The sequence below is a fragment of the Streptomyces sp. NPDC038200 genome, from assembly GCF_055600785.1.
Map to the genome: position 1 here is coordinate 458,583 of NZ_JBVJYH010000005.1, position 15,876 is coordinate 474,458.

The window sequence follows — 15,876 nt, forward strand, 5'->3', positions numbered from 1 at the left end:
CCCTCGTGGGCTGATCCACTACTCAAGTGTCGCCTAGCGCCCGGTCAGGCGCCTGGCGTTTTCCAGGTGGCTGGTGAGCTGCTTCTGGATGCGCTCGGTCGCCTCGTCCAGCGCCGCCCGCGTACGCCGTCCCGTGCCGTCGCCCGCTTCGAAGGGGTCACCGAAGACGACGTCGACGCGGGAGCGCAGCGGGGGCAGTGCCTTTATCAACCGTCCGGGCCGCTCGGAGCTTCCCAGGACCGCCACGGGGACTATCGGAGCCCCGCTGCGGACCGCGAAGTAGGCCAGCCCGGCGCGCAGCGAGGCGAAGTCGCCCTCGCCCCGGGTGCCCTCCGGGAAGATGCCCAGCACTCCCCCGGCCGTCAGCACGCCGAGGGCCTGGCCGATCGCGGTGCGGTCGGCGGCGGTGCGGTCCACCTTCAGCTGGCCGATGCCGGTCAGGAAGGGGTCCAGCGGGCCGATGAAGGCTTCCTTCTTGATCAGGAAGTGGGTGGGCCGGGGCGACACGCCCATCACCATCGGGCCGTCGATGTTGTGGGAGTGGTTCACGGCGAGGATCGCCGGGCCGGTGGCCGGCAGCTTCCAGGCCCCGAGCACACGCGGTCGCCACAGGCCGTACATCAGGCCGACGCCGATGCGCCGGCCGACCTCGGCACCCCGCTCCGACGGGAGGGACGGCTGGGTCACTTCCCGGCTCGCTTCTCCTCGACCAGGGTGACGACGCACTCGATGACCTGGGCGAGAGTCAGCTCGGTGGTGTCCACCTCGACCGCGTCGCCGGCCTTGGCGAGCGGCGAGGTCTTGCGGCTGGAGTCGGCCGCGTCCCGCTGGATCAGGGCCTCGCGGGTGGCGTTGACGTCGGCACCCTTCAGCTCGCCGCTGCGGCGGGCCGCACGGGCCTCCGGGGAGGCGGTGAGGAAGATCTTCAGGTCGGCGTCCGGGAGGACGGTCGTACCGATGTCACGGCCCTCGACGACGATGCCGTCCTCCGCGCCCGCCGCCAGGGAGCGCTGCAGCTCGGTGATCCGGGCGCGCACCTCGGGCACCGCGCTGACCGCGCTGACCTTGGAGGTGACCTCCTGGGTGCGGATCGGGCCGGCCACGTCGACGCCGTCGACCATGATGGTGGGGGCGGCCGGGTCGGTGCCGGAGACGATCTCCGCCTTGCCGGCGACGGCGGCGATGGCGGTCGGGTCCTCCAGGTCGATGCCGTTGGTCACCATCCACCAGGTGATGGCCCGGTACTGGGCACCGGTGTCCAGGTAGCTCAGGCCGAGCTGCGCGGCCACGGCCTTCGACGTGCTCGACTTGCCCGTGCCGGAGGGACCGTCGATGGCGACGATCACGGGCTTGGCGGTCGGGGCGGCGCCGTTTTCCACGGGGGACACCTTCCAGGTGAAGGGTGGTGAGCGGGGGTCCGGGGCGCGAGGGCGCCCCGGACAAGGTTACTGGCTCGCGGGAGCCGTCCTCACCGGGCGTTACTGGCGCAGTGCCCAGCCCCGCTCGCGCAGCGCCTCACGGAGGACGGGCGCCGCCTTCGGCTCGACGCTGAGCTGCATCAGACCGGCCTGCTGACCGGTCGCGTGCTCGATCCGGACGTCCTCGATGTTGACCCCGGCCCGGCCCGCGTCCGCGAAGATGCGCGCCAGCTGGCCCGGCTGGTCGTCGATGAGGACGACGACGGTCTCGTACGCGCGCGGGGCGCTGCCGTGCTTGCCGGGTACCCGCACCTGGCCGGCGTTCCCGCGGCGCAGCACGTCCTCGATGCCGACGGTGCCCTCACCGCGCTCGGCCTCGTCCGGGGACTGCAGGGCGCGCAGCGCCCGCACCGTCTCGTCCAGGTCGGCGGCGACGTCGGAGAGCAGGTCGGCGACCGGCCCCGGGTTCGCGGACAGGATGTCGATCCACATGCGCGGGTCGGAGGCGGCGATCCGGGTCACGTCCCGGATGCCCTGCCCGCACAGCCGTACGGCGGCCTCCTCGGCGTGCTCCAGGCGCGCGGCGACCATGCTGGACACCAGGTGGGGCATGTGGGAGACGAGGGCGACGGCGCGGTCGTGGGCGTCGGCGTCCATGACGACCGGTACGGCCCGGCAGTGGGAGACCAGCTCCAGGGCCAGGTTCAGCACCTCGGTGTCGGTGTCCCGGGTCGGGGTGAGCACCCAGGGTCGGCCCTCGAAGAGGTCGCCGGTGGCGGCCAGCGGGCCGGACTTCTCCCGGCCGGACATGGGGTGCGTGCCGATGTACGCCGAGAGGTCCAGGCCGAGCGTCTCCAGCTCGCGGCGGGGGCCGCCCTTGACGCTGGCGACGTCCAGGTAGCCGCGGGCCACGCCCCGGCGCATCGCGTCGGCGAGCACCCGGGCCACATGGGCGGGCGGGGCGGCCACGATGGCCAGGTCGACCGGACCCTCGGGGGCCTGGTCGGTGCCGGCGCCCAGCGCGGCGGCCGTACGGGCCTGCCCGGGGTCGTGGTCGTCGAGGTGGACGGTGACCCCGCGCTGGGCGAGGGCCAGCGCGGCCGAGGTGCCGATCAGACCGGTCCCGATGACGAGTGCGGTTCTCACTGGGCGATGTCCTTGCGCAGGGCCGCGGCGGCGCCGAGGTAGACGTGGCTGATGTCGGCGCGGGGCCGGTCCGACTCGATGTGCGCGAGGATCCGCACGACCCGGGGCATGGCGCCCGCGATGTCCAGTTCCTGGGCGCAGATGAGGGGGACGTCCACGATGCCCAGCTTGCGGGCGGCGGCGGCCGGGAAGTCGCTGTGCAGGTCGGGGGTGGCCGTGAACCAGATGCTGATCAGGTCGTCGGCGGCCAGGCCGTTCCGCTCCAGGACGGCGGTGAGCAGGGCACCCACCCGCTCCTCCATGTGACCGGCCTCGTCCCGCTCCAGTTGGACGGCCCCCCGGACCGCTCGTACCGCCACGGCGCTGCTCCTCGCTGACATGCGTGTGTTCTTGGTCCGTCCAGCGTAGTCAGCCCGCGCGGGACGGTCGCGCGCCGCTCGCTCGCTGAGACGATGCGGGCGTCCCGGTTTCTACCGATTTCGTCCGTCTGTACGGAGGCGTTACATGACTCAGCCCACGACCCGGCGCACCGTTCTCGCCACGAGCGCCGGCGCACTCGCCGTGGGATGCGTGGGGTGCGGCGGCGGCACGTCCGGCGACGGCGCCACGCAGTCCGCGGCCACGTCGGCGCCCCTCTCCTCCTCCTCGCCGTCGTCGACGTCCCCCACGGGGCGGGAAGCGTCCCCCGCCGGGAAGAAGCTGGCGGTGACCAGCGACATCCCGGAGGGCGGCGGCAAGGTCTTCAAGGAGCAGAAGGTCGTGGTCACCCAGCCGAAGAAGGGGGACTTCAAGGCGTTCTCGGCGATCTGCACGCACCAGGGGTGCACGGTGAACGAGGTCGCGGACGGCACCATCGACTGCCCCTGCCACGGCAGCAGGTTCCGCATCGCCGACGGCTCGGTGGCGCACGGTCCTGCGACCAGGCCGCTGCCGGAGGAGTCGATCACGGTGGAGGGAAATACGATCCACCTGACCTGAGGGAGCCGCGTACGCTCCGGGGATGCAGCCGCAGGACCTCGTACGCCGTCACACGATCTACGCCTGTGTCATGGGCTCCCGCGCCTTCGGCCTGGCGACGGACGCCAGCGACACCGACCGGCGCGGGGTGTTCCTCGCCCCCACTCCGCTGTTCTGGCGGTTCGACAAGCCGCCCACGCACGTGGAGGGGCCGGGCGAGGAGCAGTTCTCCTGGGAGCTGGAGCGGTTCTGCGAGCTGGCGCTGCGCGGCAACCCGAACATCCTGGAGTGCCTGCACTCCCCGCTGGTCGAGCACGTGGACGACACCGGCCGTGAGCTGCTGTCCCTGCGCGGCGCCTTCCTGTCGCGGCGGACCCACGACACCTTCACCCGCTACGCCCTCGGCCAGCGCAGGAAACTCGACGCCGACATCCGCACGACGGGTGCCCCGCGCTGGAAGCACGCGATGCATCTGCTGCGCCTGCTGACGAGCGCGCGGGACCTGCTGCGCACCGGCGAGCTGCGGATCGACGTCGGCGAGCAGCGCGGTCCCCTGCTGGAGGTGAAGCGCGGCGAGGTGCCGTGGGCGCGGGTGGAGGCGTGGATGGTCCGGCTGGCGGCCGAGACCGAGGAGGCGCTGCAGGGCAGCCCGCTGCCGGCGGAGCCGGACCACGCGCGCGTGGCCGGCTTCCTGCACCGGGTGCGCCGGGCCTCAGTGCTCCAGGCGGAGCCGGACCACCAGGTCGTGCAGGGCGTCATGGGCACCGGCCGCGTCGGGCAGGGCTGAGCCGGCCTGCGCCTCGTCGAGCACGGTGTGCAGCCGCTCCACGTCGGCCTCCACGCGCGGGTGGTCTACCTCGGCCCTGCCGTGCTCCTGTTCCCTCTTGGCGGCTATCAGCTCGGGCAGGTAGCCGGGCCCGCCGACCTGGTCCAGGAGGGTGGGCAGATGGGCCTGGACCTCGCCGCTGCGCATGAGGTGGATGCCGGTGAGCAGCACCCGGAACGTGTAGAGCAGGGGCTTGAGTTCGCCGGTCTTCTCGAACAGCCGCCACTGGGTCACCGCGAACCCCCGGTAGTGGTGGGCGTGGTGAGCGGTGAGCACGCCGGGGACCAGGGCGATCAGCTCCCGGTGGGCGTCGGAGGTGTGCACGACCAGGGGCGAGAGCAGCTGTTCCAGCACATAGCCGTTGCGGCGGAGCATCATCCGGACGAACTTGCGCAGGTCGTGGGTGACGAGGTCCAGCTCGGTGCCGTACCGGACCCAGGCCAGCGCGCGCGTCTCGGCGGGCTCGCGCAGCCCGAGGAGATCGGCGGCGGGGAGCAGATGGACGCCCCGCAGGTCCACGTCGGAGTCCTGCGAGGGGAAACCGTACAGGTGGGCGCCGGAGACGGTGGCGAACAGCAGCGGGTCGGGCTGTTCCGCGACCACCGGGGCCAGGTCGATGTCGAGGTCGTCGATCATGGACCTAAGCGTCCCAGAGGGCTCCCAGGGCCGACAGGTCGCCTCGGTGCTCGATCCGTTCGGTCCAGTCGGCCGGCCAGGCGTCCGCACCCAGCCAGGCGCCCGCGAAGGCGCCGGTGAGACAGGCGATGGAGTCGGAGTCGCCGCCGGTGCAGGCGGCCCGGCGCAGGGCGGTGACGGGCTCGTCCGGGAAGAGCAGGAAGCAGAGCAGCCCCGTCGCGAGGGCCTCCTCGGCGATCCAGCCCTCGCCGGTGGCCAGGCAGGGGTCGGTCTCCGGGGAGGCGGTCCGGACGGCCTCCTGGAGCCGGTCGAGTACGGCCAGGCACTCGTCCCAGCCGCGCGCGACGAAGTGCTCCGGGCCGGGGTCCTGGGAGCGGGTCCACAGGTCGCCGAGCCAGGTGTGGTCGTAGCGGGTGCGGTTCTCCAGCGCGTAGGAGCGCAGCCGCCCGACGAGTCCGGCGGGGTCGGTGCCCTGGGCGAGCAGGTGGACGGCGTGGGCGGTGAGGTCGGAGGCGGCCAGCGCGGTGGGGTGGCCGTGGGTGAGCGCGGACTGCAACTGGGCGGCGCCGGAGCGCTGTTCGCCGCTCAGACCGGGGGCGAGCCCGATCGGCGCGACGCGCATGTTGGCGCCGCAGCCCTTGGAGCCGACCTGGCTGGCGTCCTGCCAGGCCCGCCCCTCCTCGGTGAGCAGGCCGCACGCCGTCAGACAGGTGTTGCCCGGGGCCCGGTTGTTCTCCGGCGACCGGTACCAGTCCACGAACTCCTCGCGCAGGGGCCGCTCCAGCCGCCGCGGCGCGAGGCGTCCGCGGTCCATGGCGGTGCCCAGCGCGCGGCCGAGGGCGAGGGTCATCTGCGTGTCGTCGGAGACGAGTGCCCGCCGGGGCAGCTCCCGTTCCCGCCAGGGCCCGAACTCGGCGAGGATCGTCGGCACGGTCTTGAACTCGGTCGGGTAGCCGAGGGCGTCCCCGAGGGCCAGGCCGAGAAGTGCTCCGGTTGCGGCTCGTTTCGGCACGCGATTCACCATCCCCTTTATCGTCAATCTGACAATAAAGGGGATGGTGATCCGGACGCAAGGGGCTGCTACAGGTCGACTTCCTGCATCAGCATGCCGACCTCGGTGTTGGACAGGCGGCGCAGCCAGCCCGACTTCTGGTCGCCCAGGGTGATCGGGCCGAAGGAGGTGCGCACCAGCTTCTCGACCGGGAAGCCGGCCTCGGCGAGCATGCGGCGCACGATGTGCTTGCGGCCCTCGTGCAGGGTCACCTCGACCAGGTAGTTCTTGCCGGTCTGCTCGACCACCCGGAAGTGGTCCGCGCGCGCGTAGCCGTCCTCCAGCTGGATGCCGTCCTTCAGCCGCTTGCCGAGATCGCGCGGGATCGGGCCCACGATGGCGGCGAGGTAGGTCTTCTTCACGCCGTACTTCGGGTGCGTGAGGCGGTGCGCCAGCTCGCCGTGGTTGGTGAGCAGGATGACGCCCTCGGTCTCGGTGTCGAGCCGGCCGACGTGGAAGAGCCGCGTCTCGCGGTTGGTGACGTAGTCACCGAGGCACTGGCGCCCCTCGGGGTCCTCCATGGTGGAGACGACACCGGCGGGCTTGTTCAGCGAGAAGAACTGGTACGACTGGGTCGCGACCGTCAGGCCGTCGACCTTGACCTCGTCCTTCTCGGGGTCGACGCGCTTGCCCTGCTCGGTGACGATCTCGCCGTTCACCTCGACCCTGGCCTGTTCGATCAGCTCCTCGCAGGCCCGCCGGGAGCCGTAGCCGGCGCGCGCGAGGACCTTCTGCAGCCGCTCGCCCTCCTGCTCGGCGCCCGGGAAGGTCTTGGGGAGCTTGACCTCCTTCTTCCCGGCGTACCGCTCGCGGTTGCGCTCCTCGGCCCGTACGTCGTACTCGCGCGAACGCGCGGGGGTCGTACGGGCGCCGCGCTGCTGGGGCTGCTTCGGGCCGCCCTTGGCGCCACCGCGCGCGGACCCGCCGCGCCCGGACTTGGGGCCGTCCTGAGTGGCGCCGGGACCCACGTCGTAGCGGCGCTCCTCCGGGCGGGGCTTGCGGGGACGGCCCTGCCCCTGCCGCTCGTCCCGGTTGTTGCCGGCGCCGCGGTGGTTACCGCGCCCGCTGTTCCTGCCGCTGCCGCTGCCGCTGCTTCGCATCAAGGTTTCCGTCTTAGTCGTCTGCGTCCTGACCACCGGGCGCGTCGGGCGCGTCCGGGTCGAACGACGGCACCCCCTCCTGGGTCTCGGCCTCGATCGCCTCCGCCTCCGGGAGGAAGGGCGCGAGCTCCGGAAGCTCGTCCAGGCCACGCAGGCCCATCCGCTCCAGGAAGTAGTTCGTCGTCCTGTACAGGATCGCACCTGTTTCGGGTTCCGTGCCCGCCTCCTCGACCAGACCGCGTTGGAGGAGGGTGCGCATCACGCCGTCGCAGTTCACTCCGCGCACGGCGGAGACGCGGCTGCGGCTGACCGGCTGGCGGTAGGCGACGACCGCGAGAGTCTCCAGTGCCGCCTGGGTGAGCCGGGCGGTCTGGCCGTCCAGGACCAGCCGCTCGACGGCGGGGGCGTACGCGGCGCGGGTGTAGAAACGCCAGCCGCCGGCGACGAACCGCAGCTCGAAGCCGCGGCCCTGCACCGCGTACTCGTCGGCCAGTTCGCGCAGGGCGTCCGCGATCCGCCGCTTGGGCCGCTCCAGGATCCTGGCCAGGTGCTCCTCGGTCGCGGGCTCGTCCACGACCATGAGCATCGCCTCCAGGGCGGGCTTGAGATCGAGGTCGGCGACGGCGGCCGACCCGGACGGTGCCTCGGTGGCCTCACTCATGGTTTCCTGTCCTCCTCGGGCTCCTGCGGCGGCCGGTCGAACTCGTCCGTGACCCGGGGCGCCGTGTCCGTGTCCCCGCCGGTCCAGCGCACGGTCAGCTCCCCGAGCGCGGCCTCCTGCTCCAGGGCGACGGCCTTCTCCCGGTACAGCTCCAGCAGGGCGAGGAACCGGGCCACGACGGTGAGGGTGTCGTCGGTGTCCTCGACGAGCGCGCGGAAGCTGGCCTCGCCCAGTTCCCGCAGCCGGGCCACCACGATCCCGGCCTGCTCCTGCACGCTCACGAGCGGCGCGTGGATGTGGTCGACGTAGACCTGCGGCTTGGGCTTGGGCTGCATCGCCTTGACGGCGAGCCTGGCGAAACCCTCGGGGCCGATGCTGATGACGACCTCGGGCAGCAGCTCGGCGTGCTGGGGTTCGAGGCCGACGGTACGGGGGCGGCGCCGGGCCTCGTCGACGAGCCGCCGGTCGAAGATGTCGGCGATCCGCTTGTACGCGCGGTACTGCAGCAGCCGCGCGAACAGCAGGTCCCGGGCCTCCAGGAGCGCGAGGTCGGCCTCGTCCTCCACCTCGGCGGCGGGCAGCAGCCGGGCGGCCTTGAGGTCGAGCAGCGTGGCGGCCACGACGAGGAACTCGGTCGTCTGGTCCAGGTCCCAGTCCGGTCCCATGGCCCGGATGTGGGCCATGAACTCGTCGGTGACCTTCGACAGGGCGACCTCGGTGACGTCCAGCTTGTGCTTGGAGATCAGCTGGAGGAGCAGGTCGAAGGGGCCCTCGAAGTTGGCCAGGCGAACCTTGAAGACACCGCCGGAAGCGGACTCGGGTTCGGCCGGCTCGGGCTCGGCGGGCTCCGGTTCGGCAGGCTCCGGTTCGGCGGCCTCGGCAGGCTCCGGTTCGACAGGCACGGGTTCGCCCGCCTCGACAGGCCCGGGCTCGACAGGCCCCGGTTCGGCAGGCTCGGGCTCGGGTGGTTCCGGTTCGGGAACCTCCGCGGGGGCGGCGTCCGGCTCGGCCGGCGGGATCCCCGGTCCCCTGCCCAGCGCACGCCGACGGCCGGCGGGTGCGCCGGGGGCAGGGGCTCCGTTCGAGGTCATAGCCCCCGCAGGCTATCGCTACCGCCCGCGCAGCCGTCGTACGAGGATGCTCGCGTCCCCGCGGGACTCCAGGTCGGCCAGGACCACGGCCACCGCCTCGCGGACGATCCGCCCGCGGTCCACCGCCAGCCCGTGCTCGCCGCGGAGCACGAGACGCGCGTGCTCCAGGTCCATCAGCTCCTCGGCCGAGACGTACACGGTGATCTTCTCGTCGTGCCGCTCGCGCCCGCTGGGCCGCCGGGCCGCCGCCCGCCCGCGCTTGCGCGGCTGCGCGGCGGCAGAAGAACCTTCCTGCGCGGCCCCCTGCCGGCGCGCCGGGCGGCTGCGGGACTCGCCGGCCTCGGCCGGCTCGGCCTCCGCCGCCACGTGCTCCGCGCCCTCTCCGTCACCGCCCTGCACGGGCACCGACTGCGGCGCGTCCTCGGCGGCGGCCGCCTCGTCGCTCTCCGAAGCGGGAGCCGGCACCCGGGCCTCACCGCCCGCCGCGCGCCGCGGAGTCGACGGCTGGAGCGCCATCCCCCCTGTCGTACGGAAGAGTTCGTCGGCCCCCGGCAGACTCACTCGGCGTGACACCGGGCGAGCACCTCCCTGGCGAGCTGGCGGTAGGCGGCGGCACCGACGGAGTTGGAGGCGTACGTGGTGATCGGCTCACCGGCGACCGTGGTCTCCGGGAAGCGGACCGTGCGGCCGATGACCGTGTGGTACACGTGGTCGTCGAACGCCTCGACCACCCGGGCCAGCACCTCGCGGCTGTGGACCGTGCGCGAGTCGTACATCGTGGCGAGGATGCCGTCGAGCTCCAGCTCGGGGTTGAGCCGCTCCTGGACCTTCTCGATGGTCTCGGTCAGCAGGGCCACACCGCGCAGCGCGAAGAACTCGCACTCCAGCGGCACGATCACCTTGTGCGCGGCCGTCAGCGCGTTGACCGTGAGCAGGCCGAGCGAGGGCTGACAGTCGATCACGATGTAGTCGTAGTCGGGCAGCAGAGGCTTCAGGGCGCGCTGGAGCGTCGACTCGCGGGCGACCTCCGAGACCAGCTGGACCTCGGCGGCCGACAGGTCGATGTTGGAGGGCAGCAGGTCCATGTTGGGGACCGCCGTCTTCAGCAGGACCTCGTCCGCGGACATGCCCCGCTCCATGAGCAGGTTGTAGACGGTGAGGTCCAGCTCCATCGGGTTGACGCCGAGACCCACCGACAGCGCGCCCTGCGGGTCGAAGTCCACGAGCAGCACGCGCCGGCCGTACTCCGCGAGCGCGGCACCCAGGTTGATGGTCGACGTCGTCTTGCCGACGCCGCCCTTCTGGTTGCACATCGCGATGATCTTCGCGGGGCCGTGGTCGGTCAGCGGGCCCGGGATCGGGAAGTACGGCAGCGGGCGTCCGGTCGGACCGATGCGCTCACGGCGCTGACGGGCCGCGTCGGGCGCGAGCGTGGCCGCGTACTCGGGATCGGGCTCGTACTCGGCGTCGGGGTCGTAGAAGTGCCCCTCGGGCAGTTCGTCGTAGTCGGCGAAGTGGTTGTGGGGCGCGCCACTTCCGTCGCCGGCCATGGCGTTCACGTAATGGCCATCCATGCTCTGGTGTGCTGTCCCGGCCTTCTGCGGACCGGAACTCTGGTGGGCTGCGAAGGTGCGCACAGCTACGGAGCCGACAGCCTCGAATCCCGCGGGACCCTGGCCCCGGACCGGCATTCCTGGTTGACCACCCCCGGGAGAAAATGTCGACTCATTCACAAGTCGTCTTACCTCCTTGGTGACCAGGAAACTTCTAGACAAGGTCAGCGTGGCACCATGCCGACGGTTGGCGACTCTATGGCGTGTCGGCGGTCCGCAGCAACACAATCCGCCGGACCCGGCAGGATGTGTCGGCAATGAAACATGTCGCTGTCAAGGGCGTACGGCCGTCGCACAGCGGGTTTCACCGGTGTACGAATCGGTCGAAGCGTTGCGTTCGAGGCGAGTTGACCGAGAGCCGCAAAGTGACCATACACACATCCGGCCGGACCTTGTCGGGCAAGGTCCGGCCGGGTGTGTGTGGTTGACGAGTCGTGTTGACGAATCGCCTTTTATGACCTGGCGACTTAGCGCCTCAGCAGGTCACGGGGTCAGCCGAGCAGGGACTCCAGCTCGACGTGGTCCAGGCCGTGCGCCTCGGCGACCTCCTTGTAAACGACCTTGCCGTCGTGCGTGTTGAGGCCCTTGGCGAGCGCGGGGTCGCGGCGCAGCGCCTCCACCCAGCCGTTGTTGGCCAGCGAGACGATGTACGGCAGCGTCGCGTTGGTGAGGGCGTTGGTGGAGGTGTTCGGCACACCGCCCGGCATGTTGGCGACGCAGTAGAAGACCGAGTTGTGGACCTGGAAGGTCGGCTCGGCGTGCGTGGTGGGACGCGAGTCCTCGAAGCAGCCGCCCTGGTCGATCGCGATGTCGACAAGAACACTTCCCGGCTTCATGCGGGACACCAGCTCGTTGGTGACCAGCTTCGGGGCCTTGGCACCCGGGATGAGCACCGCGCCGATGACGAGGTCGGCGTCGAGGACGGCCTTCTCCAGCTCGAAGGAGTTGGACATGATCGCCTTGACCTTCGTACCGAAGATCTTGTCGGCCTCGCGCAGCTTGTTGATGTCGCGGTCGAGCAGGGTCACGTCGAAGCCCATGCCGACGGCGACCTGGGTGGCGTTCCAGCCGGAGACGCCGCCGCCGATGACCACGGCCTTGGCCGGGGTCACGCCCGGGACACCGCCGGGCAGCACGCCACGGCCGCCGGCCGCGCGCATCAGGTGGTAGGCGCCGACCTGCGGGGCCAGCCGGCCCGCGACCTCGGACATCGGGGCGAGCAGCGGCAGCGCGCGGTTCGGCAGCTCGACCGTCTCGTAGGCGATGGCCGTGGTGCCGGACTCGATGAGCGCGTCCGTGCACTCCTTGGAGGCGGCCAGGTGCAGGTAGGTGAAGAGGATCTGGTCCTTGCGGAGGCGGTGGTACTCCTCCGCGATGGGCTCCTTGACCTTGAGCAGCAGGTCGGCGGTGGCCCACACCTCGTCGGCGGTGCCGAGGAGGGCGGCACCGGCGGCGACGTACTCCTCGTCCGTGATCGAGGAGCCGAGGCCGGCACCCCGCTCGATGACGACCTGGTGGCCGTTGCGCACCAGCTCGTGCACGCCGGCGGGGGTGATGGCCACCCGGAACTCGTTGTTCTTGACCTCGCGGGGGATGCCGACCTTCACGTCGATCACGGTCCTTGGCTCAGAGGGTATGGGGGTGCATTACAGACGTACCCAGACATGCGGGGGCATACCGGGAGACGCCGCAGGAACGTGCGGCAGAGCCAGTTTAATGAAGGTGTTCCGGCTGTCTAGCCTTCCATTGCATCAATCTTCGCTGGATGCACTACGGATTTCGCAGGCGTTAGCGTCTTGTTCCGGGCTTGCGTCGCCCTCCGGTGTCTCCTCACCCAGCATGCGCTCCGCCGCCGCGCGGTGCAGGTGGGCCGCCGCGGGGTCGCCGAGGCGGTCCAGCGTGTCGGCGAGCCGCAGCTGCAGCGCGGCCTGCAGCCGGGCGTCCTCGGCGCGCCGCGCCCACTCCACGGCCTCCTGGCAGGTGCGCAGCGACTCCTCGGGCCGTCCCGCGTACTCCTGCACCCGGGCGATCTCGCTCAACGCCCGTGCGCTCGCGGCGACATCGCCGCTCCTGCGGTAGCCGGCGAGGGCCGCCCGCCAGTTCCGCAGCGCCTCGCCGTAACGGCCGGCATAGGTGTGCGCGGTGGCGATCCGGCCGTACAGCCGGCCGGTGTCCGGTCCCTCTCCCCGGGCGAGCCGCTCGGCCAGGGCCCGGCCGAACCAGTCGGCGGCCCGGTCGTAGTCGCCCAGCTCCTGGTAGGCACCGCCTACGGATTCCATCGCGCGGCCGGTCGCGTAGGGATCGTTCGCCTCGCGTCCGGCGTTCAGGGCGGCCCGGTAGCGGGCCAGTGCCTCCCGGGTGCGGCCGGTCTGCGCGTCCAGATCGCCCAGGTTCAGCAGCGCCGCGGCCCTCTCCCGCGGCAGCCCGCGCCGCTCGGCGACGTCCAGCACGAGGCCGTGCACGCCGTACAGGTCGGCGGCGGCGGCCTGGGTGCCGACATGCGCCGCCAAGGCCCTGACCAGCTGGGACATCAGCCGACGGGCCAGGGTGTCCAGGTCTCCGTCGGCCACCGCCAGGCGCGCGGAGGCCAGCAGGGCGGGCCGCCGGATACGCAGCCAGTCGGCGGCGGCCCGCGGGGTCGGGAAGCGCAGCGCGGGGGGCAGGCCGCTCAGCTTCTCCCGGGCCTGCGGGCTGTCCGTCTCGGTGATCGCCCGGCAGGACTGGAGCAGCCGTACCGTCCGCTCCAGCATCCGGGCCCGGGCCAGCTGAAGCTCCGCGGGCCGCTCCTGGCTCTCGGCCAGGGCGCGCAGCAGGGGGTGCAGACAGCCGGGGACCTCGTACTGGGGCAGCGGCGAGTCCACCGCGCGCAGCAGGCCGACGGCGGCCAGGTCGTCCAGGACGGCCCGGGCGGCGTCGACCGAGCAGCCGGCCAGGGCCGAGGCGGTGTGCGGGTCGGCGAGGCCGGCCGGGGCGAGGCTGAGCAGTCGCAGCATCCGGGCGGCCGGGCCGGGCAGCTGGTCGTACACGAGCCGGAAGACGCGGGACAGCGGAGTGCCGTCCGTGCCCTCCGCGCCCTCCTCGGGTGAGGCGTGCATCCGCTTGGTGAGGTCGGAGAGGGCGGCCTTGGGACGGGCGGCGAGCCAGCCGCCGGCCAGCACCAGCGCGGCCGGGTGGCCCTGGCACGCCTCCACCAGGCTCTCCGCGGAGCGCGGGTCGACGGTGACGCGGACGGAGCCGGCGAATCCGGTGAGCAACTCCACGGCGGACTTGGTGTCGAGGCCGCCCAGCGTGCAGGGGCGGACGTCCGCGATACCGGTGAGCGGGCCCTGGGACACGGCCACCACCAGGCAGTCCGGGGCGTCCGGGAGGAGGGCGTCGACCTGGTCGGCGCCGGCCGCGTCGTCCAGCAGAAGCAGCATCCGCCGGCCGGCGAGGGCGTCGCGCAGGGCCGCGGTGAGGTCGTCCTCGGCCGCCCCGGCGGGTGCGGGCAGCTCCAGCGCGGAGAGCAGGTCGCGGGCGGCCTGTTCGACGGGCACCGGGGTGCCGTCGGGCTCGCCGAGCCGGGCCCTCAGCACGCCGTCGGGGTAACGGTCGGCTACCTGCCGGACCAGTTCCTCGGCGAGGCGGGTGCGGCCGGAACCGGGGCGGCCCGCGATGAGCAGCACCCGCGCGCGGGGCGCCTTGCGGCCGGAGAGGGTGTCCAGGCCCGCGCGCGCGATGTCGGCGCGCAGCTCCTTCAACTCCCGTGCACGGCCCAGGAAACGGTGTTGCGTGGCCGGGAGGGCGGACAGCTCCGCACCGTCTGGGTCCACCGCCTGATCCGCCACGGGCCACACTCCCGTTCCACCGCACGCGCAAGCCCGCCGGTGTCTTCCGGTACGGGCGTCGAAGAGCCTAGTTCACGCTCTGCGACGTTCCCGGAGGAGCACGGCGGACACATCGCCCGATCGGATCAGGCGATGGTCACACCAGTACGCCGGACGGGTGCGGCTCAGGACGTGAAGGGGCGGGCGGGCCACGGCGCCTCGGCCGGGCGCAGCGCGTCCAGGCCGTCCCCGCCCCGGGCCGCCACCAGGGAGAGGACCCCCACGACCAGGCAGTTGTTGTGCACGTCCCCGGCCAGGATCCGGCGCACCAGGTCGTCGACCGGCACGCGCGCGTGCTCCATGTCGGTCTCCTCGTGCTCCGCCTCGAAGCGCGCCCCCTCGGCCTCGGACAGCTCCCGGGCGAGGAAGATCCGTACGGCCTCGTCGCAGCCGCCGGGGGTGGTGTACACGTCGGTCAGCACCCGCCAGTCCTCGGCCTTGACGTGCGCCTCCTCGTACAGCTCCCGCTGGGCGGCGTGCAGGGGGTTCTCGCCGGGCACGTCGAGCAGCCCGGCCGGGATCTCCCACAGCTTGTGCCGCACCGGGTGCCGGTACTGGTTGATCAGCAGGACCCGGTCCTCCTCGTCCAAGGCGAGGACGGCCACGGATCCGGGGTGGACCTGGTAGTCGCGGCGGGCCACCGAGCCGTCGGGCATGACCACGTCGTCCGTGCGGACGGAGGTCTTGTTGCCCACGAAGGGGGTGTCCGTCGCCCGGATCTCCCACTCCTGCGGGGTGTCCTTGATCGTCATGCCCTGTCCTTCCACACGCTTTCACAGCAGACCGGCGAAAAGAGAAACCGGGGTGCGCACCTTTGAAGGCATGCACCCCGGCCACCGTACAACCGGTGTGTTACTTCGAGATCTTCCGCTCGACCGAGGCCTTCACCAGACCGGCGAAGAGCGGGTTCGCGCGGGTCGGGCGCGAGCGCAGCTCGGGGTGCGCCTGCGTGGCGACCAGGTACGGGTGGACGTCCCGCGGGTACTCCACGTACTCGACGAGCTTGCCGTCGGGGGAGGTGCCGGAGAAGACGATGCCGGCCTTCTTCTCCAGTTCCGCGCGGTAGGCGTTGTTCACCTCGTAGCGGTGGCGGTGGCGCTCCTCGACGTACTCCTTGCCGTCGTAGACCTCGCGGACGATGGAGCCCTCGGCGAGCTTGGCCGGGTACATGCCCAGGCGCATGGTGCCGCCCATGTCGCCCTCGCCGGCGACGATGTCGAGCTGCTCGGCCATGGTGGAGATCACCGGGTGGGCGGTGGCCGGGTCGAACTCGGTGGAGTTGGCGTCGGGGATCTCGGCCAGGTTGCGGGCGGCCTCGATCACGATGCACTGCAGGCCCAGGCACAGGCCCAGCAGCGGGATCTTGTTCTCCCGGGCGTAGCGGATCGCGCCGACCTTGCCCAGCACCCCCCGGTCGCCGAAGCCGCCGGGGATGCAGATGCCGTCGACGTCGGCGAGCTGGGCCTTGGCGCCGGCCGGGGTCTTGCAGTCGTCGGAGGTGACCCACTTGA

17 protein-coding genes are annotated in these 15,876 nt (G+C 72.1%); 2 read left to right on the top strand and 15 right to left on the bottom strand.

Annotation, left to right across the window (positions count from 1 at the left end):
• Positions 1–33: 33 nt before the first annotated feature.
• The 4 genes from ACZ7KF_RS14310 to aroH form a co-directional block, all read right to left on the bottom strand.
• Entirely contained in the window at positions 34–726 is a 693-nt protein-coding gene (locus tag ACZ7KF_RS14310) for a lysophospholipid acyltransferase family protein (RefSeq protein ID WP_471073336.1), read from the bottom strand.
• A complete protein-coding gene (gene cmk, locus ACZ7KF_RS14315) occupies positions 684–1,379 on the bottom strand; it encodes a (d)CMP kinase (RefSeq protein WP_471073339.1) in 696 nt (231 codons plus the stop codon). The genes ACZ7KF_RS14310 and cmk overlap by 43 nt, the downstream gene beginning before the upstream one ends.
• Before the next feature lie 99 nt (positions 1,380–1,478).
• A complete protein-coding gene (locus ACZ7KF_RS14320) occupies positions 1,479–2,564 on the bottom strand; it encodes a prephenate dehydrogenase (protein WP_471073342.1) in 1,086 nt (361 codons plus the stop codon).
• Positions 2,561–2,923: a chorismate mutase gene (aroH, locus tag ACZ7KF_RS14325; protein WP_471073345.1), complete on the bottom strand. Its 363-nt coding sequence runs from the start codon at positions 2,921–2,923 to the stop codon at positions 2,561–2,563. Before aroH ends, ACZ7KF_RS14320 begins: the two co-directional genes overlap by 4 nt.
• A gap of 145 nt (positions 2,924–3,068) precedes the next feature.
• Here aroH and ACZ7KF_RS14330 point away from each other — a divergent pair, with 145 nt between their 5' ends.
• Complete coding sequence (locus ACZ7KF_RS14330; RefSeq protein WP_471073348.1) at positions 3,069–3,542, top strand: Rieske (2Fe-2S) protein; 474 nt, start codon at positions 3,069–3,071, stop codon at positions 3,540–3,542.
• A 22-nt stretch (positions 3,543–3,564) separates the two neighbouring features.
• The gene (locus ACZ7KF_RS14335; RefSeq protein ID WP_471073351.1) at positions 3,565–4,308 is read left to right on the top strand and encodes a nucleotidyltransferase domain-containing protein; all 744 of its coding nucleotides are present in this window, start codon (positions 3,565–3,567) and stop codon (positions 4,306–4,308) included.
• Here ACZ7KF_RS14335 and ACZ7KF_RS14340 read toward each other — a convergent pair.
• The 11 genes from ACZ7KF_RS14340 to ACZ7KF_RS14390 all read right to left on the bottom strand — a co-directional run.
• Positions 4,234–4,983 (bottom strand): nucleotidyltransferase domain-containing protein, encoded by a 750-nt coding sequence (locus tag ACZ7KF_RS14340; RefSeq protein WP_471073354.1) that lies wholly within the window; start codon positions 4,981–4,983, stop codon positions 4,234–4,236. The two genes, ACZ7KF_RS14335 and ACZ7KF_RS14340, sit on opposite strands and share 75 nt — an antisense overlap.
• A 4-nt stretch (positions 4,984–4,987) precedes the next feature.
• A complete protein-coding gene (locus ACZ7KF_RS14345; RefSeq protein WP_471073357.1) occupies positions 4,988–6,007 on the bottom strand; it encodes an ADP-ribosylglycohydrolase family protein in 1,020 nt (339 codons plus the stop codon).
• Between the two features lie 56 nt (positions 6,008–6,063).
• Positions 6,064–7,134, bottom strand: coding sequence for a pseudouridine synthase (locus ACZ7KF_RS14350; protein ID WP_471073360.1), 1,071 nt, complete (start codon positions 7,132–7,134; stop codon positions 6,064–6,066).
• 13 nt (positions 7,135–7,147) lie between these two features.
• Positions 7,148–7,795: an SMC-Scp complex subunit ScpB gene (gene scpB / locus ACZ7KF_RS14355; RefSeq protein WP_471073363.1), complete on the bottom strand. Its 648-nt coding sequence runs from the start codon at positions 7,793–7,795 to the stop codon at positions 7,148–7,150.
• On the bottom strand, positions 7,792–8,886 hold the full coding sequence (locus ACZ7KF_RS14360) for a segregation and condensation protein A (protein WP_471073366.1): 1,095 nt from the start codon (positions 8,884–8,886) through the stop codon (positions 7,792–7,794). Before ACZ7KF_RS14360 ends, scpB begins: the two co-directional genes overlap by 4 nt.
• Before the next feature lie 18 nt (positions 8,887–8,904).
• On the bottom strand, positions 8,905–9,459 hold the full coding sequence (locus tag ACZ7KF_RS14365) for a hypothetical protein (RefSeq protein WP_471073369.1): 555 nt from the start codon (positions 9,457–9,459) through the stop codon (positions 8,905–8,907).
• Positions 9,444–10,577, bottom strand: a complete 1,134-nt coding sequence (locus tag ACZ7KF_RS14370) for a ParA family protein (RefSeq protein WP_471073372.1) — start codon at positions 10,575–10,577, stop codon at positions 9,444–9,446. The genes ACZ7KF_RS14365 and ACZ7KF_RS14370 overlap by 16 nt, the downstream gene beginning before the upstream one ends.
• Positions 10,578–10,990: 413 nt before the next feature.
• A complete protein-coding gene (ald, locus tag ACZ7KF_RS14375; protein WP_471073417.1) occupies positions 10,991–12,106 on the bottom strand; it encodes an alanine dehydrogenase in 1,116 nt (371 codons plus the stop codon).
• 144 nt (positions 12,107–12,250) lie between these two features.
• The gene (locus ACZ7KF_RS14380; protein ID WP_471073375.1) at positions 12,251–14,326 is read right to left on the bottom strand and encodes a tetratricopeptide repeat protein; all 2,076 of its coding nucleotides are present in this window, start codon (positions 14,324–14,326) and stop codon (positions 12,251–12,253) included.
• Between the two features lie 164 nt (positions 14,327–14,490).
• Positions 14,491–15,117 (bottom strand): NUDIX domain-containing protein, encoded by a 627-nt coding sequence (locus tag ACZ7KF_RS14385; RefSeq protein WP_471073378.1) that lies wholly within the window; start codon positions 15,115–15,117, stop codon positions 14,491–14,493.
• A gap of 100 nt (positions 15,118–15,217) precedes the next feature.
• On the bottom strand, positions 15,218–15,876 hold a 659-nt coding region (locus tag ACZ7KF_RS14390), incomplete at its 5' end, for a glutamine amidotransferase-related protein (protein WP_471073381.1).